Origin of the sequence: Bacillus sp. GB_SG_008, assembly GCF_052038115.1 — a bacterium.
Classification (GTDB): domain Bacteria; phylum Bacillota; class Bacilli; order Bacillales; family Bacillaceae_G; genus Bacillus_A; species Bacillus_A rhizoplanae.
In genome coordinates this window covers 738854-760821 of the sequence record NZ_JBPZSK010000003.1, presented here as the reverse complement: position 1 = coordinate 760821, position 21968 = coordinate 738854, and the positions used below count along the sequence as shown (strand labels likewise).

16 protein-coding genes and 1 pseudogene are annotated in these 21968 nt (G+C 39.4%); 9 read left to right on the top strand and 8 right to left on the bottom strand.

Annotation, left to right across the window (positions count from 1 at the left end; translation table 11 throughout):
* The coding region (locus ACTDJC_RS11520; protein WP_440603461.1) for an HNH endonuclease at positions 1-688 on the top strand (688 nt) is incomplete at its 5' end.
* A gap of 156 nt (positions 689-844) precedes the next feature.
* On the opposite strand, the pseudogene ACTDJC_RS11515 reads toward ACTDJC_RS11520, so the two are convergent.
* The 3 genes and pseudogenes from ACTDJC_RS11515 to ACTDJC_RS11505 form a co-directional block, all read right to left on the bottom strand.
* Positions 845-1385: pseudogene (locus tag ACTDJC_RS11515) on the bottom strand (lyase family protein); the annotation flags it as partial.
* 13 nt (positions 1386-1398) lie between these two features.
* On the bottom strand, positions 1399-2571 hold the full coding sequence (gene iadA, locus ACTDJC_RS11510) for a beta-aspartyl-peptidase (RefSeq protein ID WP_440603460.1): 1173 nt from the start codon (positions 2569-2571) through the stop codon (positions 1399-1401).
* A gap of 36 nt (positions 2572-2607) precedes the next feature.
* Positions 2608-4029, bottom strand: a complete 1422-nt coding sequence (locus ACTDJC_RS11505; RefSeq protein ID WP_440603459.1) for a YfcC family protein — start codon at positions 4027-4029, stop codon at positions 2608-2610.
* A gap of 273 nt (positions 4030-4302) precedes the next feature.
* On the opposite strand from ACTDJC_RS11505, the gene ACTDJC_RS11500 reads away from it, so the two are divergent.
* The gene (locus ACTDJC_RS11500) at positions 4303-6348 is read left to right on the top strand and encodes a sigma 54-interacting transcriptional regulator (protein ID WP_440603458.1); all 2046 of its coding nucleotides are present in this window, start codon (positions 4303-4305) and stop codon (positions 6346-6348) included.
* Positions 6349-6848: 500 nt separating this feature from the next.
* Here ACTDJC_RS11500 and ACTDJC_RS11495 read toward each other — a convergent pair whose 3' ends face one another.
* Positions 6849-7511, bottom strand: a complete 663-nt coding sequence (locus ACTDJC_RS11495; protein ID WP_440603457.1) for a DUF1801 domain-containing protein — start codon at positions 7509-7511, stop codon at positions 6849-6851.
* A 556-nt stretch (positions 7512-8067) separates the two neighbouring features.
* Here ACTDJC_RS11495 and ACTDJC_RS11490 point away from each other — a divergent pair.
* Together ACTDJC_RS11490 and ACTDJC_RS11485 are read left to right on the top strand one after the other, a co-directional pair.
* Complete coding sequence (locus ACTDJC_RS11490) at positions 8068-8571, top strand: DinB family protein (RefSeq protein WP_440603456.1); 504 nt, start codon at positions 8068-8070, stop codon at positions 8569-8571.
* A 338-nt stretch (positions 8572-8909) separates the two neighbouring features.
* On the top strand, positions 8910-9506 hold the full coding sequence (locus ACTDJC_RS11485) for a TetR/AcrR family transcriptional regulator (protein ID WP_098305886.1): 597 nt from the start codon (positions 8910-8912) through the stop codon (positions 9504-9506).
* A gap of 78 nt (positions 9507-9584) precedes the next feature.
* On the opposite strand, the gene ACTDJC_RS11480 is transcribed toward ACTDJC_RS11485, so the two are convergent.
* Positions 9585-10214, bottom strand: coding sequence for a GNAT family N-acetyltransferase (locus ACTDJC_RS11480; RefSeq protein ID WP_440603455.1), 630 nt, complete (start codon positions 10212-10214; stop codon positions 9585-9587).
* A gap of 134 nt (positions 10215-10348) precedes the next feature.
* On the opposite strand from ACTDJC_RS11480, the gene ACTDJC_RS11475 reads away from it, so the two are divergent.
* The 5 genes from ACTDJC_RS11475 to ACTDJC_RS11455 all read left to right on the top strand — a co-directional run bounded on the left by ACTDJC_RS11475 (position 10349) and on the right by ACTDJC_RS11455 (position 19941).
* Positions 10349-11167 (top strand): MerR family transcriptional regulator, encoded by an 819-nt coding sequence (locus tag ACTDJC_RS11475; RefSeq protein WP_440603454.1) that lies wholly within the window; start codon positions 10349-10351, stop codon positions 11165-11167.
* Between the two features lie 124 nt (positions 11168-11291).
* On the top strand, positions 11292-11501 hold the full coding sequence (locus ACTDJC_RS11470; protein ID WP_440603453.1) for a hypothetical protein: 210 nt from the start codon (positions 11292-11294) through the stop codon (positions 11499-11501).
* A gap of 368 nt (positions 11502-11869) precedes the next feature.
* Complete coding sequence (locus ACTDJC_RS11465; RefSeq protein WP_440603452.1) at positions 11870-13339, top strand: WD40/YVTN/BNR-like repeat-containing protein; 1470 nt, start codon at positions 11870-11872, stop codon at positions 13337-13339.
* Positions 13340-14292: 953 nt separating this feature from the next.
* Positions 14293-17424, top strand: coding sequence for an efflux RND transporter permease subunit (locus ACTDJC_RS11460; RefSeq protein WP_440603451.1), 3132 nt, complete (start codon positions 14293-14295; stop codon positions 17422-17424).
* 36 nt (positions 17425-17460) lie between these two features.
* The gene (locus tag ACTDJC_RS11455; protein ID WP_440603450.1) at positions 17461-19941 is read left to right on the top strand and encodes a beta-propeller fold lactonase family protein; all 2481 of its coding nucleotides are present in this window, start codon (positions 17461-17463) and stop codon (positions 19939-19941) included.
* Between the two features lie 382 nt (positions 19942-20323).
* On the opposite strand, the gene ACTDJC_RS11450 is transcribed toward ACTDJC_RS11455, so the two are convergent.
* From ACTDJC_RS11450 to ACTDJC_RS11440, 3 genes are all read right to left on the bottom strand, one after another.
* Complete coding sequence (locus tag ACTDJC_RS11450; protein WP_440603449.1) at positions 20324-20677, bottom strand: DUF805 domain-containing protein; 354 nt, start codon at positions 20675-20677, stop codon at positions 20324-20326.
* 182 nt (positions 20678-20859) lie between these two features.
* Positions 20860-21021, bottom strand: a complete 162-nt coding sequence (locus tag ACTDJC_RS11445) for a DUF2639 domain-containing protein (protein ID WP_253628820.1) — start codon at positions 21019-21021, stop codon at positions 20860-20862.
* A 360-nt stretch (positions 21022-21381) separates the two neighbouring features.
* Positions 21382-21768, bottom strand: coding sequence for a VOC family protein (locus ACTDJC_RS11440; protein ID WP_440603448.1), 387 nt, complete (start codon positions 21766-21768; stop codon positions 21382-21384).
* Positions 21769-21968: the final 200 nt, after the last annotated feature.

The window sequence follows — 21968 nt, the reverse complement described above, 5'->3', positions numbered from 1 at the left end:
TTTTAAAACGAAATACTATATCCTTATTGTAAAGTGTTCTGAAGATGAAAAAGCACCTGAATATCGAGTGATGCTACTAGAAGATGGGAATGTAGTTCACAAAAAACGCTTGCGAAGTTCCTCTAAAAAACAATTGCTTACACGAGTAAAGCGGAGAGGATTGGAACTTTTGTTTGAGTACAACCCGTTTGTTTCTATAAAGGACGTTTCTATGGTTCATTACAAAGGAAATAACCAAAAAGTAAATCCGTGGGTACGGGAAAATGAGGAGACATTTCAGATGATGTTCCCTGAAGTACAGAAACAATACAGGGAGAAAATTGTAGAAGAGGATATTACATCGGAACTGGCACAAGAGGATATTTTCTATACAGAAGGGACTGCAAAAACATACTACGGAACACGCTATGAACGTGATGCACGCAATAGATCAGCGGCTATTGAAATCCACGGATGTTCATGTGCTGTGTGCGGATTTGATTTTGAAAAAGTGTACGGAGAAAGAGGAAAAGGTTTTATAGAAGTGCATCATGTAAAACCATTAAGTACACTTGAGGAAGCAACGGAAATTAATCCGGAAGAGGACCTTGTTCCTGTTTGTTCCAATTGTCATCGGATGATCCATCGGAAGAAGGACGAAGTGCTGACGGTGGAGGAATTGAGAGATATTTTGAAAGTAACAAGTTAAATTTGGAGATCGGAACGATAAAAAAGTAAATTTTCGTTTAGGGAGGTACTTCAAGAGTTTAGCTTGATGGCTATGGGGTCCCGCCACATGCCCATCAAGCTAATATTTTAAAGTACCCCCAAGATAAAAAATTTATCTCTCTACAGCTATTTATGAAAATTCAGCTGCTTTTGCGGCAAATACTTCATGCAAATGCTCCATTGTGATGAGCAATACTTCTGCCATTTGCAGCACCGCAAGATGAATGCTTGTAGGAAATATATCATTTGTAGACTGGGACATGTTCACGTGCGTATTTAGGCTGATGAAGGAGTATGACCCTTTGCTCCTACCGAGAATTTCAAGTGCCCGGTTTGCAATGACTTCATTTGCATTCATATTGAGTGACGTTCCTGCACCGCCTTGAATCGGATCCACTATAAACTGATCATGCAGCTGTCCCGCTATGATTTCTTCGGCAACTTGTACGATTGCGTGCCCAATTTCAGCCGAAAGCTGCCGGATTTCCATATTGGCAAGCGCACATGCCTTTTTTCACCATCGCGATGGATACGATTAAAGACGGATAGACAGGATACCCCATTATTGGAAAGTTTCCAACGGCTCGCATCGTTTGGATTCCGTAATAGGCATCGCCTGGAACTTGCTTTTCTCCTAAAAAATCTTGTTCTATTCGTACATGGTCCGTATTTAGTATAAGTGTTTCTCCCTCATTCAAACGTTCCTTTTATCAGCGGAACACCCTTTTCTACCATCACTTTTCCTCTTGCCATTACAGTGGCAATTGTCAATGTTTCCTTTTGTAACAATACGATATCAGCATCCTTTCCGGTTTGGATACTGCCCTTACTTGAAAGCTTCAGCACTTGTGCTGGATTCGTGGTGATGACCTCCAATGCCGTTTCCAGCGGGATGCCTTCCTCTAAAACAGAATCGCGCACTTCGTGATATAGCGACGATACTTTTCCGACTTGAAGGCCTGCAAACTCCCCATTGCTGTCAAAGAAAGGAAGGCTGGCCTGCCCGTCTGAAGAGAAGGTGATGTGTCCGACTGGAACTCCTTCTTCAAGCATTATACGCAATGCCTTGCTGCACTTTACTTCGCCTTCCTCCAAAAACTGAGGAATGGTACTTGTGGTAAAGTCTACGTATCCGCCTCGCTTCGCGTAATCAATACCCGCCCTGAATAATTCTTCATTTCGGTTGATATGTGTCGGATGGAAATGCCGAATTGGAATGTTGGTTTTATCTACAATTTCATGTAGCAATGAAAGCTTTTCATCTCCGTCTCCTACATGAACTTCTAATATGCCAGCTTTTCCTGACAGAATACCGCCATTGCGTGCCGCAGCGGCGACTTTAGCCAGCTCCTCAAATGTAGGTTCTGATGATCTATGGTCGGAGATTGCAATCTCCCCGACACCGATAATTTTGTCGATTAAAATAATATCGTCTTCGATTTTTCCCGTCAGTGTTTTTACTGGTACTTGATAGGAGCCTGTATGAATGAAGCAGGAAATACCCTCTTCTTCAAGCGCCCGCGCCTTGGCAAGCAGACTTTCCATTTTACGCGTTGTCCCGTCCGTACCAAGTAAGCCGACCAGTGTTGTAATACCTGCAGTTGTAATATCAGTGAGCATCAGCTCGGGGGTGCGGGTTTTAAATCCGCCTTCGCCGCCTCCACCAATAATATGAACATGTGAATCGATAAATCCCGGAACAACCAAAAGATTTGCCGCATCAATGATTTGAATAGGGGCAAAGTTGTCAGGAATTTCGATTCTGTCATCCATGAATGCGATTTTATCGTCTGCAATCAATATATCTTTCCGTCCTAGGTAACGTGGCGCGTATACTTCGCCATTTTTGATTAAAGTAAGCAATTCGTTTCTCCTCCTGTCAATACTTCCTGTCCTATATTAGAATGGACCATATCCAATAAAGTGAGCTGTGATGACCGCTATTAATCCGATGAGATATTGAATGAGCACCAGCGGCAGAATCCACTTCGCCCACTTTGTCCAAGGGATGCCTGCAATTGCCAAGCTCGCCATTAAAGTAGTTGCGGTCGGGAAAATCATATTTCCGATTCCGTCCGCAAAAGAAAAAGACAACACTGCAGTCTGGCGTGTAATATGCAATAAGTCTGCGAGCGGCACCATAATTGGCATTGTCAGCATCGCATGACCGCTGCCGGACGCTAGAATAAAATGAATAAGAGTTTGGAAGCTGTACATGCCGGCAACGCTTAAATAGGCCGGAATATGCTGGATAGATTCAGATACTTGATGCAGCATAGGATCAACGATATGTCCCTCATTCAGTACAACAAGAATGGCGCGTGATACGCCGATTATTAAAGCACCGCCGAGCAAGGCCTCAGAACCCTTGATAAAGGAGTTGATAATGTGATCTGCAGACAGTTTTCCGATGATTCCAATTACAATTGTCAATACAACGAATAAGGCTGCGATTTCTGTAATGTACCAGTGGAACTTGATGACACCAAACGCCAAGACGATATAGTTAATTAAAAAAGCGCCTAAGATGTACTTATGTCTCGCTGTTAACCTCGCACTTGATTGCAACAGCTGGTTCGCTTCCTCTTTTGTATATTTTCCATAGATTCCCATAGAAGGATTTTTCTTTACCTTCATTGCGTAACGATAGATATAAAGAACAGAAACAAGGTAGACAATAACAAATAAAACAAGGCGGAATCCCATACCTGAGAACATCGGCAATTCTGCGACTCCTTGCGCAATTCCTACTGTGAAGGGATTCATGATGGCGGTCGTAAACCCTGACAATGCTCCTACTATGACGATGGCAATTCCTGTAATTGTATCAAACCCCAGAGCCAATGCAAGCGGAATAACAAGAGGAACATAAGCCAGTGTTTCTTCCGCCATCCCCATTAAAGAGCCGCCTACAGCGAAAACCAGCATCACGACAGGAATCAATAGCTTTTCACGCGTCGCTAACTTCCGAGCCATTGTGGCAATAAGCACGTCAATTGTACCTGTTGTGCGTAAGACACCGAAAAACCCTCCGATAATCAATAAAAAAAAGATAATATTTCCTGCTTCTACCATTCCTGTATGGACAGCTTTTACCATGTCAAAGAATCCGACCGGTGCCGATGCAATCCATTTGAATGAATCTGGATTTACTGTTGTGTGCCCATCCTTTTCAATATGCGCATATTCCCCGGCCGGCAAAACATAAGTTAATAAAGTTGCTATTGCGAGAATGCCGAACAGCAATACAAAAATATTGATTTTCCTCTCTCTTTTTCCCGCTGTTCCGAGCGAAACAGCCTTTTCTTGTGGTTGACTCATACACGTATCTCCTTTGTATTTAAAATAAATGCATGAAACTAAAACGCTTACAAAATAATTCTCGTTTATTGACTATCTTCTTTTTACTCGCATTCTACTGGTTTCCTCCTTTTCAAATCCATAAACACTTCACTGCTTTACATAAGCAAAAACCATGCCAATATGAGTAGATTGATTTTTATGAAAATTGTATGGCTAGATTAGAGTTTTAGGTTTTTATTGTCCTTTTTTGGTGATACAATAGAACCAATTTAAAGACAAGCAGGTGTTTTTATGTCAAAATCCTCACTTACACTTATAGCGGGAAGCTTAAAAACAAGGCAAGCCTTGCAGGAACAGCTGGAACAATTGCTCGGAGACTATATGCATATTAAAAGCCATGCGATAGATGAAGGAATACCGCGGTCTCTGAAAGATACAATTATCTTGTATTCATCAGATGCCGCTTATGATAGAACAAACGGTATGTATAGCGCGAATGCGGAGAAAATAATTGTGGGAAAGAGAACAGTTCATCATGAATACATTGACAAACTTTTAAGAATACCTGAAGGTTCAGCAGTTCTGATGGTGAATGACGATGATGATGCAACTATAAGGCTTATTGAATCCTTATATCAGCTTGGTGTCGATCATGTTCAATTCATTCCTTTTCGGAAGGGGAACTTGTTTTATGAAGATGTTCAAATTGCTGTTTCACCAGGAGAAACACATCTTTGTCCTTCTTATATAAAAGAAGTCATCGATATAGGCGTGCGTCTTTTTGATATGACAACAATTCTGGAAGTTGTAGAATGCTGTGGTTTAAACAAGGATATATCCTCGAAGATTTCAGAAAGATATATTAGCAATATCATTGAATTACAACGTAAGCTGCTATATGCGGAGCGAGAGGCAAAGCAGATGAGTGAACATATCCAAAATGTGGTAGGAACTGTTGATGATGGGATATTGGTCGTCAACCAGGAAGGACGGATTACGGTATTCAATCATCGGCTTGCGGCATTGTTTCATGTTATTGCGCAAGATGTGGTTAATACGTATATAGAACATGCGATAAATCGCCGGGATATTACTGATTTCATCATGAACGGCAGGGATGAAAGCAAGTTCTTTGACATAGACGGCGTGGATGTCGTAATTTTTCGATCGCAAATGGTAAAAGAAAATACAATTGTCGCAACTTTCAAGAGTGTGCATCAAGCCTTTGAAATTGAAAAGACAGCGCAAAGAGAAATGCGAAATAAAGGATTTCATACGAAATACGGGTTTCATGATATTATCGGCGAGCATGATGTAATGAAAGAGTGCAAGAGGATCGCCAAGAAGCTTGCCTTGTCGGAGCATCCGATTTTGATTCAGGGAGAAACAGGAACAGGAAAAGAACTGTTTGCGCATGCAATTCATGAGCATTCATTGCGGAAAAATGGACCGTTTCTGGCTGTGAACTGCAGCGCATTAACAGAAAGCCTGCTTGAAAGCGAATTGTTCGGCTACGAAGAAGGGACATTTACAGGAGCGCAAAAGGGAGGAAAGAAAGGTCTGTTTGAGTTGGCGGATAACGGGACTATCTTTTTGGATGAAATCGGCGACATAAGTCTCACAGTTCAATCACATCTGCTGCGCGTTCTGCAGGAGGGGGAAATCCGCAGAATTGGCGGTAGAAGAATCATACCTATTAATGTTCGAGTGATTACCGCAACGAATAAAGATCTTCAAGGAAAGATGCGGGACGGTTCATTCAGAACAGACTTGTTTTACCGACTGAATGTACTCAATCTCTACATTCCGCCGCTCATTAAGAGAAGAGCGGATATTCCGCTTTTGATTAAGCATCTCATCACAAAGAGCGGAAAGTGGGTAAAGGTAGAGCAAGATGTGCTGGAACATTTCATGCAATATGAATGGCCCGGCAACATACGGGAACTGAAAAGTACAATTGATTACATGCTGACGGTTTGTGAGGGGAATATCGTGACGAAAAGAGATCTTCCATCCATGCTGGGACAAGCGGGAGACAGTATGACATCCGAATATTCCGCATGTGAAAGTATACTGGAAATGCAGGAGCGCGCTTTCATCTTGGGAGTAATCAAGCAATGCAATGAAAAAGGAAAAGCGGCAAGCAGAGAGCTGATTTCCAGTCAAAGCAAAGAATCGGACTTTGTCTTGTCCCCTCAGCAAATCCGCCGCCGCTTGGATATTTTAGAAAGCGAAGGATTTGTCGTCAAAGGTAGAGGACGGGCCGGCACGAAGATAACCGCTGCCGGAATAGAGTATTTATATTTTCTTAAGTCAAAGCATGTAGTGTATTGCTAAAGAAATCATTCCTGTATTTTGCTTTTGAATGAAAATGATATAATCAACGCCATTCCCATCAAGCTAATGTTTTGAAGTACCCTAAAACGAAAATTTTGTCTTTCCACAATTACCTATAAGAATTTAGCTCATTTTTTTCGTTTTGGGGAACAACGGATTTCTTAACTTGATGGCAATGGGGTCCCGCCAACATTTCGGAAATTTTGTACGCTAAGCCAATCTAAAAAAAGTCGAATTCCTGTACGCTAAGGAACCGACTTTTTTAGATGGGCTTATTCAACTAAAGCACCTGTTAGTTCAAGAAAAGTGTATCTTTCAGCAAAAAGCTAAAGGGTACACTTTTGTGTACAGTATTTTTCTTTTCTTAACTGATAATGCGTAAGCCTGTTATACGGTAGTTTGTTTATACTCCGCGAATAAATTATTTGATTGAATGTTACCTGCGATCTAAAAAGATTTCGAATGAACGCAAAGTGAGACAATATCTTAAAGTTTGATTATTATTTTTTCTTATCCAATGACTTGTGTGAGCCGTCACAGTTGGGCTGTTTTTGAGATAGCCCACAAGTACAATCATTTAATCCCTTTCCATCGAGAATTTTCTGGATATATTTTCCAATCCTTGACTCTCGAGTTTTGGATTGTTTGGCTTGAGAAAAATAAAGAATGTATGCTCTTTGCCGTCCCGGTGTCAATGATTCAAAAGCAGTTTTAAAAGTAGGCATTTCATCGAATTTATTTTGAAGTTCTTCAGGAATTATGAATTCTTTATGCTCTTTCTTTTTCACTTTTAAACCGGCTTTTTCAACTTCAATGGCTTCATAAATATAGGCTTTCAAGATGGCTTCCATTTCAACTATTTCTTGAACATTGGTGAATCGAATCTGGCGCCCCGCCTGTACATTCTCCGTTGGTTGGATTAGAATCCCATGAGTATCCTGTAACAAGGCACCTTTGTGAAACGAAAGCGCACAATATTCTTTAAATCCATGTATTAAAACTATGTTTTTTTTCTCAAACGTGTAACAAGGATGCATCCATTTAAATTCTTCGGTTAGCTCACAGTCAAGAACGATATTTCTCAACTTCCCGTATTCTTCCTTCCACTTTTTGGCCGCATTTAAAAATTCATCGACCTTAGGATTCATTCTACTATTTGTCATCAAGGAACACTCCTTTGCAATTTTACAATTAGCTGACAGTCAAGAATGATTATTCTCAATTTCTCCGATTCTTTCTGTCACTTTTTGGCTGCCTTTAAAAATTTATCAAACTTGTATGGCTTTTTTTGGTGTTTATCCAGCATTAGTGGGCAGTAAGATTCTACCTTAAGACTTAGAGAGAGTCAAAGAAGATAAGAGTGGGATGAAAATCTCCCACTGATGGAAGTTTTACTTTATCCGAAGAGTGGATTGTTATGATGACGAAATAAGCAGGTTGGAGCGAACGGGCGAGCTAAGGTCTCTCAGACACAGCTTCCAATTTAATTTCTTAAATGATTACCATCTATTTGATGTTTTTCTGAATTCTTGATATAGTTAAATAGAGAACAGATGTTCTGTTTGGCTATCAAAGTGAGCAAAGCATTTTATAGCTTGTACCACATACAAAAAAACAATTCTATCAATGAGTTGTTCTAATTCAAGCAGGGAAATTAAGATATAGAAACGAATGTTTTGCACTGTATTTCAAAAAATTTTGATTGAGGAGGAATTATTCATGTATGTAACAATTTCAGATTTTATTAATGAATGGAATAGGGAAGCATTACTAACCCAAAAAGTTTTGGATGGTTTGACAGATGAATCATTACAACAACAAGTTTATACAGAAGGTCGTACTTTGGGAAGGATTGCGTGGCATTTTACAACAAGTATTCCAGGGTATTTAGCTCATTTCGGCTTGAAGATAGATGGAGTAGAAAATGCAGAACGTGTACCAACCTCAGCGAAGGAAATTGCTGAAACCTTTGAAAATATAAGTCTCGATGCAGCCAAAGTTATTGAAGAACAATGGACAGATGAATCTCTAAAGCAAATACAAGAAGCATTTGGAAGACAGGAATCAAACGCTACGATCCTAATGGGGCTAATTAAGCACATTGTTCATCATCGTGGACAAGTTACAGTTCTTATGCGTCAAGCAGGAATAAAACCATTTGGAGTTTATGGTCCACCAAAGGAAGATTGGATTCATTTAGGAGTGGAAAATCCGCCGCTTTAAAAGTTATAGTGCTACGGATTCATACTTTAACAAAGAATGGGAAACCTTTATAGTTTAGGTTTCCCTTAATTTTTGATGAAAGCATACAAGTTAGTAAAAGTGGCCATTAAATCGGCCACTTTTTTATGTATCAGCATGAAATTCAAAACCATTTTATAAATGAGCCGAAATCTCGGAATCTCCGTTGCCCGAACTATTTTTCTGATAGAACATACAATATACGGGTACCTTGTCGATTTGTGTTTCTTTGCTTAGAGCAAATCCGAATCCCCGGTACAAACTTACATTTTCTGCATTTACTCTAAAACTTGAGCTACACTACAAGTGAGGTGGAGAATATGAACGGATTCGAACGACGGAAACAGAACAAAATTGAGCAGATATACAGCTCCTCATTTGAATTGTTCTCCAAACATGGTTTTCGAAAGGTAAGCGTGAATGAAATCGCTCAAAATGCGAAGGTTTCTCCCTCTACCATTTATAACTACTTTGGAACAAAAGAACAGCTCTATACTGACATGCTTATGAATTGGATGGACAAACAGTTGGAGCAGTATGAGAAGATTCTGGATTCAGCGTGTTCCTTTCCTGAAAAGACGAAGGAAATCATGCTGCTGGAAGCTAAAAATTTACAAATTATATCGGATAATTTTCAGAAATCCCCATTCTCTGAGGGGAGTGGGTTGATGCAAAGGCTGAAGAGTTATAATGAGCGGAAAGTCATGCAATTATTTATGAAGTTTGTCGCGATTGGAAAGCAACAGGGCTACATTCATAGAGATCAAACAGAAGAGATAATTATGCTGTACTTCACGATGTACAAAAATGAGCTGGGGCGGCATTGGGAAGCGTCGAATCAAGAACGCATAACGAGGAGTATAGATCAATTGATAGATTTGTTTTTCTTTGGGTTGGTCGTAGGGAAGCCGAAGTAGTACGAAATCGGGAAGTTGACCGTCTGCCCTGTTACGTAGAACCGTATCACAAATAAGTGATACGGTTGTTACTACTAGTTAAAAATCATAACAGTATAAAAATACATTAAGTTTATCTTTCATTGAATCAAAATAAATTTCTTTTTCATTTATACGTTCAAAGTTTTGACTGTCATAAAATCCATAGTTACATCTATTATCTGTATATAGATATAAGGATTTTACATCCATACTTTTCATATAATTATATAAATGGTTCATTAGAGCTTTTCCAACTCCAAGACCTCTAGATTCCCCTGATACAATAAATAACTGTATACAACCTTGAAAATCCTCTTCTTTTTCTTTTATAAGTTCTTTATATGCATCTTGAACCTTTGAGAATTCTTTTATGGATTTTTTATTCTCCTTATTAGCCATGAGTACTTTAAGCATGCTATAGGAAAGACTTACAGTATTATGGGCTTTCTTTAAACGATTTTTGTCTTTTTTTGAATCGCCCAAAATAACACCAATAATCTTATTGTTTTTTTCTGCTACTTTGCTAAATGAACTTTCTAAAATACAACCTTGTAGATAGATGTTTAATATTGAATCTAAAAATTTCTTATCCTTAATAAATTCATTGAAGCCAAATGCTTCACCAATCAATGTTTTAACTGCTTCATAATCTTCTTTAACTAGGCTTCTATATATTACTTGATCCATGTCTATAAACTCCCTTTTACATAAGTAAATTTTCATTTCGTATTTTGTTGTAAATGCCTTATTATGATCATAAGGTCTCCCCTAAGAGGAGAGTCAACAAGGATGTAAGAAAATATATAAAGGAAGTGATTCGGGTGAAAAACTTATTTTCTATTGGGGAAGTTGCAAAAATGAAAGACATTACAATAAAAGCGTTAAGATATTATCACAAAATGGGAATTCTTATTCCAAGATATATTGATGAAACAACAGGTTATAGATATTATTCTATAGATCAATTTATTCACATAGATATTATAAAAAGCTGTAGAGAGTTAAGAACGAGTATAGTAGAACTTCAAGAGATTTTTAAGGATTGTGATACGGAGAAATTACTGCAATTTTTACAATTAAAAAGAGATGAAGCAGAAGAAAACATAAATAAAATGCAAGAAGTAATCAAAACCATTGATAGCTTACATATGAAGGTAGAGACTTCTAAAGCGATATTAAATAATGATGAAATATCTATTAAATCTTTGGAAGAGCGTTATGTAATTGTAGCACCATGTAAAGAAGTGGGGAGTTTACAGGAGTTACTTTATTATTCAGATTTAGAGAAAATCATTCAAGATAGAGATGGAAAAATGTCAATGGAAAGAGGGATCATATATAGCGTTAATTCAGAGTGGAATGTAGAACCAAGGTATGTTTTTAGTAGGTTTCAAGGGAATTCGAATATGGAAACTGAACCAAATATAAAAGTATTACCAAAAGGAAAGTATGTAACGTTAGCCTATAGTAAAGAGAATGAAGCGGAACGTAGAGATAAAATCATTAAATATGTAAAAGAACATAATGTAAAAGTTAAAAATTTCATCGAAGTGGAGTTATTTAATGATTTCTTTAATACAGAATCGTATAGTTGTCAAATTCAAATGCTTATTGAAAATAATGAGTCAGTTGATGGTTAGGACATATACAAGTTAAAAAAACAAAATTACCAAGATTACCAAGATTGGTTTATCAACCGGCCTAATTTTTTATAAATAAGGAAATAATAGAAACAAATAACTGTAAATATAGGAGGCCTTATTTATGAAACCCGATTTTTTACAAACCATACACAAAGCCATTGGTAATATTGAACATATCCACATTGAAGAAAGTGGATCAGACAGTTTACTCATTCATCATGATGATGTACAAAAATTAGAACAAGTTGCTGAGACATTAGAAAATCAAAAATTCCATTCTACAATTAGGAACAATGGGAATACAGCTTTTATTGAAGTGATAAACAGATGAAAAAGGTTCGGTTATATGCCGAACTTTTTCCTATTTTTAAATCGAAACTTGGAACTCCTCTGCATATATAGCCGTTCCAGAGATTTCAATTTGTAGAGAATTATCTTCTTTTTTTTTCGCACACAATCGTACGATAGGTAACTAAGTAAATAAGGGTTACAATACATGCCCATCAACTTAAGAAGGTTAACTACCCTCAAGTGTAAAAGAACTTTTTCATTTGCTTTTCATTACTATATCAATTCTGGTTACTTTAACTTTCATTCGTATGCAATGAAGTAATAGGATGAACAAATGATTATACAAATATTTGGTAAAACAAAGTATACTTAATATAGATAAATATAAATTAATAAATTTGATTAGGAGTGATTTACATATTTAGGGAAAATGCAAAAAAGATACTTATATCATTATTAACAAACCCAATATTAATAATTGGATACTGGATTTTTTGTTATGAGTTAGCTTCATTCTGTAAGTATGGAAGAATGAATTATAATATTTATATTTTATTATTATGTGTAGTATTTTTTATATCTGTAATTACATTTACTACAATGAGAATTATAAAAGATAGAGAATATGAATCTAAAAAATTAACTGCATGGAAATACATTTCTATTATCATTCTTGTTGTAATCACATCATTTTATGGGGTGCAGATTTATAAAAGTGCAGTAAATTATAATGGCAAACTTGCATGGTTTATAGAAAGATTAAAACATGAAAGATCAGTTAAATTTGAACATAACAACATATATCAATATGGAGTAGAAGGTATTTTTGAAGATATAAATAAAAAATATCCTTTGCCAAAGAAATTATATATGGCAAGTGATTTCGACCTTACATTTAATTCAGATGGAACAATTACAGCATTTGATACATTTGTTTATGGGAAAAATGCTCACGGGAAAGAGGAAACTTATTTAATAGCCTATGATAAGAAGAAGTCACAAGATATTACTGTAATACGAAATGGATATGCAAATCCTGATTATGATGATGATAAACTAGTAGAACCTCTAATTAAAACGGTTAAGGCTATTCCAGTTAAGCAAACAGTTAGTAAGTGGAATGAAAGTAAGTATGGATTAATTTATTATGGAAAAAGAAATTGGGGATACAATACAGAGGGAATTATTAATATTAATGAGGATGGTAAGGAGCATAAGCTTGAAGAAGCAACTACTGAAATAATTGGATATACAGTATCCATATTTGTCCCTGGAAAAGAGAAGGAGATAATACCTGCTAGATATAACTTAATAGGTGATCCGAATTGGAGTAAACCAAATACGAATCCAAAGCAAAAGAGTTCTAAAGAGAAGCAACAAGATGTAACGAATAACAAGGAACAGTTTTACCTATCAAAAGAAGTTGGTTATAAACTAAATATGACAGATAAAGCACTAGGAAGTACGTTTTATTCACTAAGCAAGACTATTGATGGAGGTAAAACATGGGAGGTTATAAATACAGACCCATTCATTGGAGGAATTGGTAGTGTATCAGGAATAACTTTTATAAATGATAAACTTGGATTTTTAGGAGCAGTTAGACCTTCTGGTACTGAGGGAGAGTTATACCGTACAGATGATGGGGGCCTATCTTTTAAAAAGGTAAATTATCCACCTCATGAAGTGAAATTAGATACTACACAGTCTATAATAAGTCCTTTTGATTCTCCAGGTATGCCTTATGAGAAAGATGGAGTTTTTAATATGTTAGTTGGACAAGGAGCAGATGGGGACTATAATGGCGATAGCAGTGCACTTTATCAATCAAAAGATAAAGGAGAAACATGGGAATTTGTAAAAGAAGTAAAAAAATAGTTAGAGTTAGTACTAGAATTAAATAATGATATATTATTGATGAAATGAATAGTAAGATAAGAAAAGCATTTGAAGTAAATGTTGACATATGTTTTTGAGTAGTAAAAGCCCATGAAGAAAATCTTCATGGGCTATTTATCTACTTATGTAGCAAGATAGAAGAAGTATCTATACCAGAAAGCGCAAAGTAGATTCCATCATTTTGGCAATTGTTTTACTTTAATATACGTCTCGTATACTCTTCATGAATCATTTGTATGTTTTAGATGACGACGAGTCGCTTGTCTAATTCAGACCTATACTGATGAACTCAACGCATAATGGTCGTGTGCCCCATTGATAATCCTCGTTATTCTATCATTTCCACAAGATTACGAAAATTTTACATTGAATTTACGCTCTATTAAATTTTGTCGCTTACGATTAAACAGAAAAGCAAATTTGATTCTGAAGGGGGGATTTAAAATAAAGCTCGACCGTTTGTGATAAAGTTGCACCGTTTATAAAAAAGATTGATTTAAATACAGTACATATTTTATAAGAACGTTGATAAAACAAGACTTATGAACATTTTTTCTCGAACTTTATTCTAAATTATATGGTCTGAAACATCAGAGGGGTTTTGATCAACCTTTTTTCAAAAAATAAAGTGAAACTTCCATCAGTGGGGGTTTTCTTCATCCCACACTGATGGAAAGCTCTCACCAATCGAGCATTAACGGGCAGTTATTCCCTCCTTTCTTCTTTGCTTTTCTCTCAATCTTGAGGTGGGGGTCTTACTGCCCGTTAATGCGGGGTAAAACGAAGTCTTGTTGATAAATCAACGTTCATAGCGTATTTTTAATCAAAATTTTTTACAAGGCAACAAAGGAAGAGCGAATAAAAAATGAAAAGAGCGGAACGGAAAAGGTAGCAGACGATATTCTACATGCTAAAGAAGGAGATAAAAAACGATGGAACGATTGATAGAAGCAGTAACGAAACGTTCTGTGCTGGTTATAATGTCGATCCTTCTGATTATGCTGTGGGGCGGGATTTCAGCTTATCAAATGCAGCGTGATTACATGCCTGCCATTAACAATTCGACCTTGATGATTACGGTAAGGGCGGAGAACTTTGATGCCAATCAGGTGAAAAGCGATGTTGCAAGTACGGTGGAAAAAGCTGTGAGAGGAATAGATGGGCTTCAATATCTAGAAACCAACTCCTATGATGGAGGGTTGTTTGCCAGTCTTTATTTTCCGCTCAATTTTGATGTGCAAAAGGCGGAACAGGAGATTATTCAAGCCTTGAACAGTTATCAGTTTCCAGCAGGAGTCGAAAAACCGGTGGTCACGAGAGTCAGTACTCACTCTTTTCCTATGATGAGAATCGGATTAGTAAGTAAAGGGACAGCGACCGACGAGAAACAGCTTCGCACAGAAATCCAAACAAAGGTAGCAAAGGAGCTGGAGTATGTTCCGGGGGTAAAAGAAGTACGCCTTACGGGGACAGGACAGAAAGGTTATGTTGTAACGGTCCGCATGAATGAATTGAAAAAAAACGGGCTGACGTTGAAAGACGTTGAGAAAGCGTTGTCTTCCGCCAATACGGTATGGCCGAAAGGAAAGATTCAGAGTCAGCAGGCTCTAATTCCGATTCAAGTAACAGGCGAGACTATCAATCCTGAGCTGCTGAAGCAGATAAAGATAAGCAATGCTGAGGGCAAATCGGTAAATCTCTCCTCTGTGGCCGATGTATCCGAAGGCATGGTAGATCTAAAGACGATTTCGCGAACGGACGGTAAACCGAGCGTCCTTATCGATGTGCTGAAAACGCCCTCCTCCGATGTGACAGATGTATCGAATCGAATTAAACAACGGGTGAATGAAGTCCAGGCGAAACTGCCCGAAGACGTGCAGATGAACATCCTTTATGATTACGGGGCTCAAGTTCAAAAGTCTCTTTTTGGTCTGCTAAAGGAAGGGGTATTGGGCAGTTTGTTTGCCATGATTTGTGTTTTTGCTTTTCTTCGCCATGTTCGGGCTACATTGCTGATCGCCTTGACGCTGCCAATTTGTTTCTTGGTGACAACCGGCTTTCTAAAGGCAATGGACATTACCCTGAATATGCTCACTGTATCCGGTTTGGTGGTGGCGATGGGCCGGGTCGTCGATGATTCAATTGTTATTTTGGACAATATCTATCGTCGGGTGAAGGAGACTGGAAGAAAGGCTACGATTCCTGTCATTGCAGGAGCTGTTAAGGAAATGATTCCAGCGATTGTTTCCTCAACGGCAACAACGGTGGCTGTGTTTATCCCTATCGCTTTAGTTGGAGGGATGATTAGTGCCGCATTCTCAACATTCGCCTGGTCGGTGGTGATCGCGCTAGTAACCTCCTTGGTAGTGTCGCTAGTAGTGATACCGGGTCTATCGCTATTTTGGTTGAATAAAGGTTCCCTCAAGGGGGACAGCAAACGGATGGAAAACATTCTTCACCGTATGCTTAGTTGGGCACTGCCACGCAAGAAGACAGTGACAGCGGTTTGTGCAGGGATTTTTTCTGTTACAGTGGCTGCAGCACTGCTCCTGCCCACCAATGTTTTGCCAATGGGACGCTCGGGGGAAATCAACATTGAGGTAGAGCTCCCGGAAAATAGTTCCCTATCCCAGGTTAATGCTGAGGTGAAAAAGATTGAAGATGTGTTAGGCAAGGAGCCTGCTATTGATACCTTTTCGGCTACGATCGGCTCCAATTTTCTACCGCAATTTGACGATGTGTTTGATGAAGGTGGAGGCTGGATTCCACGCAATAATGTAGCCAACATCACAGTCGCGGTGAAAAAGGGAACAGATGTGGAAGCTTATTCAGCAGCACTGACCAAAAAAGTCAAAGCGATCCCGAGCAAAGCGTTGTTTACGGTCACAAATATGAATATCGCCGGAGACGACTCGAGGTTGAAGGTGATCCTTACAGGAGCGGATACCGCTACGCTGGAACAACAGGCGCGAGTTATCCAAAGCAAGATGAAGTTAGTACAGGGCTTAAGTGTGGAAGGGGCAGCGGATAATGATGACAGCAACTCTATTTATCTATTAAACATCAATCGAGACGAGCTTCAGCGTACTGGAATTAAAATGGAGGATGTCCTAGAGAGGATCAAGCCTTATCTTTCTCAAGGGGAAAAGATCTCGGTCCAAATCAATTCTGGGGAAGTTCCGATTATCCTGGAAAATGATGCGGTCACTTCAGTGGAAGCCGTACCTGTGGCAGCGGATGCTACCGTCTTGCCGGGACAAAACATCATTGATGCATTGGCCAATGAAACTTTTACTGCAGCGGATGGAAGCGTTGTCGCTCTCAACAAGTTGGCAACCCTTCAGCACAATTTTCGCAATCCGGTTATCCGTGAACGGGATGGGCGTCCTTTTGCAGTCGTATCGGCTGATGTTATCTCAAGGAATGTGGGAGAGGTCACTGACCAAGTGGATCACATTTTGAAGGATGTGCAAATGCCGCCGGGAGTTACGTATACCTTTGGCGGGATTTCGGAACAGGTGAAGCAAATGGTGGTCGAAGCGGCTATCGCGTTGGGGATATCGACGCTGTTAGTTCTCCTTATCGTCAGTACTTTTTTCCGAGGCTGGAAGGTTCCGATGTCTGTTCTCGTCTGCATCCCTTTAGCCCTGATTGGTTCCGTCTGGGGGCTGATTCTATTCGGGAAAGAGTGGAATTTGAGCGCTTTTGTCGGGCTGTTGATGCTCACCGGAATTGTTGTGACTAACGGAATCGTACTTGTGGATAAAATTGAACGGAACCTCAAGGAAGGAATGATTCCGCGAGATGCCGTACTGCAAGGCACACTGACACGGATTCGTCCCGTTTTAATGACAGCGGGTACAACCATCTTAACGGTTCTTCCCCTATGTTTTACGTCCGGGGGGGATACGATTGTGACACAGACTCTTGGAATTGTGGTTGTAGGGGGCATGCTCACATCAACATGCATTAGTTTGTTTATCATCCCTATCATTTATGAATGGATGAATCGGAAGTCAGCACTTGATTCAGGAAAAATCGTGGAAGTTGAACAAGTTATGTAGTTTTGCACATACAAAATCTTGGTAAGGAGTGAGAATATGCAAAAGAATTGGAAGAAGTGGATTGGGGTAACTATGGCTGTAAGTTTGACATTCGGTGGGGGAACAGCGGCTTTGGCTGCTTATAACCAATTCCCTTGGGGAGCACAAATTGAAAAACCAGCAAACGGTTGGACCATCACGCCTGCTGGAAAACAAGTGAAGTTGGGTGATAAACCGTTCGCTTCAGTCATGAGCCCGGATGGAAAAACCATTTTGTACGCTAACAGTGGACAATCTATCCATTCCATAATGGTCGTTGATGTGAAGAGCGGGGAAGTTATTCAAACTCTGGAGTACAAATATCCAGAATCCCTGACTTGGGGTGTCACTTATAGTCCTGATGGTAAACATGTGTATGCTACTACCGGAGGCAACCAAAAGATTCGCGTCTATGATGTGGAGGGACAGCGTCTAACGGAAAAGCAACCGATTGTATTACCGAAAGATGTAGATTTCTTCCCGGGGGGACTGGACATTTCAAAGGACGGTAAATTCCTGTACGTGGCCAATAACCTGAATGATTCCATGTCGATCATTGATGTCCAAACCGGACAGGTTACCAAAACGATTCCGGTCGGGCATAATCCTTACACTGTTAAGCTTTCCAATGACGGTGGATTTGCGTATGTAAGCAACTGGGGCGGGAATACGATTTCGGTCATCGATACGGTAACAGGAGAAGCGGTGGATCAGATCAAAGTCGGTTCCCATCCGAGCGCTATGAAGTTAAGTGCAAATGGAGAACTTATGTATGTTACCAACAGTGATAGCGATAGCATTTCTGTTATTGACACCAAGACACGCAAGGTGCAACAAACGATTGATCTCTCTCCTTACAAAGGTGCACAAGAGGGAAGCAGTCCCAACGCAATGGCCGTTTCTGAGGATGGAGAGAAACTCTATGTGGCCAACGCTGGTAATAACGATGTAGTCGTCATCGATACGAAACATGGAAAGATCGAGGGGATGATTCCAACCGCTTGGTATCCGTCTGCAGTGGAGATTTCAAAGGATGGAGAGCAGCTGTTTGTGGCCAACGCTAAAGGATTCGGAGCCGGCCCAAACCCGAATGGCCCAGATCCTACTATTAAAAAGAGTGTTCCGGATGATCAAAAAACCTCATCGATGATGAAAGGAACACTTTCCATCATTGATGTGCCGAACGAAGGGCAGCTTAACAAGTATACAAAGCAGGTGGTTGAGAACAACGGGTTTAATGAACGGGACAAGGTTCGCATCAACTCAAATGAGGCGAAGCAAGTTATTCCTCGTCATGTCGGGGATTCCTCCGAGATTAAGCATGTGATTTATATATTGAAGGAAAACCGTACTTATGACCAAGTATTTGGTTCTTTGGAAAAAGGAAATGGGGATCCAAGCCTGAATCTGTTCGGGGATGAGTCGGCGCCGAATCATCGGGATTTGGCCCGCAAATTCGTCACGATCGACAATTTTTATGCGGATGCCGATGTTTCGGCAGATGGCTGGAATTGGTCCACGGCAGCTATGGCCAATTCGTATACGCAAAAGACTTGGCCTCATTGGTACGGCGGACGGGCACGTGATTATGATTGGGAAGGCGAAAACAAGCTTTCTACGGCACCAAGCGATAATGTTGATAATGCCTATTTATGGGATAGTCTGGATCAAGCTGGCATCGACTATCGTAATTACGGATTTTATGCTCGAAACGGCATAGCGCCTTCTACGATGCCGAAGTTGCAAGCAAAAACAGATGCTGCTTACCCGGGCGATGGTTTGAATATCAAAGACCAGAAGAGAGCGGATGAGTGGTTAAAAGAGTTTAAGACTTTTGAAGAGGCAGGCAAGATGCCAACTGTCCAGTTTCTCCGATTGCCTAATGACCATACCGTAGGGACATCAGTAGGTAAACCGACTGCGAGAGCGATGGTGGCGGATAACGATCTGGCGTTAGGCCGCATCGTAGAAGCTGTTTCGAACTCCGAATTTTGGAAGGATACAGCAATTTTCGTTACCGAGGACGATGCGCAAAATGGCTCCGATCATGTTGACGCTCACCGTATACCAGCTCTTGTAATTAGTCCGTATACGCAAACGGGTAAGGTGGATTCCACGTTCTATACGACCACTTCCATGCTGCGTACGATGGAATTGATTGTTGGAGTACCGCCGATGACACAATTTGACGCAGCAGCAACTCCGATGGTAAATAGCTTTACAGATAAGCCGAATTATAACCCTTATAAGGCGATCGTTCCAAAGCAGTCACTTGACGAGCTAAATCCAAAGAACGCTCCAATGGCCGCTGAATCAGCCCAAATGAATCTTGAGGTCTCAGACAGCGCGTCTGAACCGCTGCTTAACGAAGCTATCTGGAAAAGCATCAAAGGCGCCAACAGCAAAATGCCTGAACCAAAATCAAACTTCCGTAAGCCAATAAAGATCAATGGCGCGGAAGAAGCAGAAGATAAGGGCACAGGTAATTTTAAATGGTAGATTAGTATAGACCAGCGACAGCCACTTTAGTAATACCGAACCATCGCCTGATTTTGGGACTAATCATCCAGTAAAGAGAAAAATGACTTGAGGCTACACATGTAGCAACTCAAGTCATTTCTCGTTTATCCCGCTATTCGTGGGCAGTAAGACCCCTACCTCAAGATTCAAAGATAAGCAAAGAAGCTAGGTGATGGATAACTGCTGGCATGTGCCCGATTGGGCGGGCTTTCCGTCAGTGGGGGATGAAGAAATCCCCCCGGAAGTTTCACTTTACGGTTAATTACGGTGAACTGTACCACAAATAAAAGAAAAAGAGAAATAGCCCATGAAGAAAATCTTCACGGGCTATTTATTTGCTTATGTAGTTAGAATAATAGCATTAGTTCGTTTTAAACTTAGGGTATGGGCCATATTTGTTATCGTATTCTTCACTATCCTGGCAAAAGAATATAATGAGAACGATACCGCCAACGAAAGGAATAAGGCTCAGCAGTTGCCACCATCCGCTTTTTCCGGTATCGTGCAATCTGCGGGCACCAACGGCTAAGGATGGTAATATGATTGCGACAGCATAAAGTAAGAAAAGTATTAAAAATACACCTGACATTGCCGCAAGGATCTCCATTACAATAGTGATAATGAAGTTAAAAAGGAAAAACATCCAGTATTCTTTACGACGAGCTCTCCCTTGAAATCCTGCATAGTTTTTAAATGCTTGTAAATACCATTGCATGCAAGGTTCCTCCTTGTTTAGCTTAATAATAATTATAAAATGGTAATATAACATTTCTTGGTAATGCTGTCTAGACAATAAAAGGAAACCCTCAATTCTATAGAAAAAAACCTTAATTTCTTAAGGTTTCTCTTGGATCTATATGAGTGCCCTCTAATCTCTACGCCGTCGACGTAGAGGTCTTATTTATCTTCTTTTTCTTCTTTTTCTCTTTCCTCCTGTTCTTTCAACAACAAGTTCCGCAAAACATGCGCCCGGTAACTCTCCAACTTCCGTCCTTCATAATAATTAATCCCAAGTTTTTTCAACTCGTACACGTACCAGCCTTTAGTTCCGTAATACATGTGAACATGCTCCTTTAGAATTTTTAACAGTATATGCTTGAGTATGAAAAGGAAAGCTTGTTTTACTTGCGGAAATTGTGGATTTTTCTGCGGATATCATATATGTATTTCAAGGGTAATGGTAAATTTTGTGTGGTAAAATAATAGAATTAAAGTATTTGAGGAATTGCGATGCCAGTTTACAACAAGAACTTTAAATGAAAAAGAATACATAGAAGAAATACGAACAAAAACACCGTCCTTTTTGTTCGTTTACCATAAAAATTATACTCTCACAAATAAAATTAACACAGTTCAAATAAATCGAACTGTGTGATTAAAGGTGTTTAGTATTATAAAATTTCATTTTGACCAATCAAATTATAGCATTTTATATATTTCAATTAAGTTGTCATCAGGATCGCGAAAATGTGCAATACGTGATCGCCATTCCTTACGATCGTGCGGTTCATTAACAAATTCAATTCCTTTTTCTCTGAACCGGTTATAAGTCTTATCGACATCTTCAACTTCAAATTGAAGCAAGAATCTTGATTGAGACTCAACTTCTAAAGGCTTATTTCCCTCTCCGACCAATTCGGCCATCATTTTTCGAGATACAAGCTCAATTTTCGTCTCTCCATTATTGAAAAGCGCATATTCCATGTCTTCCTCGTACCAACTAACTGGAAACTCCAATAAATCTCTGTAAAACATGGCACTTTTCTTAAAATCTTTGACCAAAAGTCTTATTTGCAACAACTTCAAATCAATCATCTCCTAAAAAATTTATGGAAGAGCCGACACTATCACTACTCATTCGAACAATTCGTCACTGATTTCAATATTCCTTCATGTTTAATGTAACGACCCTGCTCTGTTATCCGTACAAATGAAATAACTGTATCGTCAGTCAACACTTTCTTGAGGATCGTTCATGCAGTATGTACCAGCAGCAGTATACGTGT

Coding starts and splice junctions, on each gene's coding strand:
- ACTDJC_RS11505 (WP_440603459.1), bottom strand. CDS start 4,029: ATGAGTCAACCACAAGAAAAGGCTGTTTCGCTCGGAACAGCGGGAAAA.
- ACTDJC_RS11500 (WP_440603458.1), top strand. CDS start 4,303: ATGTCAAAATCCTCACTTACACTTATAGCGGGAAGCTTAAAAACAAGG.
- ACTDJC_RS11495 (WP_440603457.1), bottom strand. CDS start 7,511: ATGACAAATAGTAGAATGAATCCTAAGGTCGATGAATTTTTAAATGCG.
- ACTDJC_RS11490 (WP_440603456.1), top strand. CDS start 8,068: ATGTATGTAACAATTTCAGATTTTATTAATGAATGGAATAGGGAAGCA.
- ACTDJC_RS11485 (WP_098305886.1), top strand. CDS start 8,910: ATGAACGGATTCGAACGACGGAAACAGAACAAAATTGAGCAGATATAC.
- ACTDJC_RS11480 (WP_440603455.1), bottom strand. CDS start 10,214: ATGGATCAAGTAATATATAGAAGCCTAGTTAAAGAAGATTATGAAGCA.
- ACTDJC_RS11470 (WP_440603453.1), top strand. CDS start 11,292: ATGAAACCCGATTTTTTACAAACCATACACAAAGCCATTGGTAATATT.
- ACTDJC_RS11460 (WP_440603451.1), top strand. CDS start 14,293: ATGGAACGATTGATAGAAGCAGTAACGAAACGTTCTGTGCTGGTTATA.
- ACTDJC_RS11455 (WP_440603450.1), top strand. CDS start 17,461: ATGCAAAAGAATTGGAAGAAGTGGATTGGGGTAACTATGGCTGTAAGT.
- ACTDJC_RS11450 (WP_440603449.1), bottom strand. CDS start 20,677: ATGCAATGGTATTTACAAGCATTTAAAAACTATGCAGGATTTCAAGGG.
- ACTDJC_RS11445 (WP_253628820.1), bottom strand. CDS start 21,021: ATGTATTACGGAACTAAAGGCTGGTACGTGTACGAGTTGAAAAAACTT.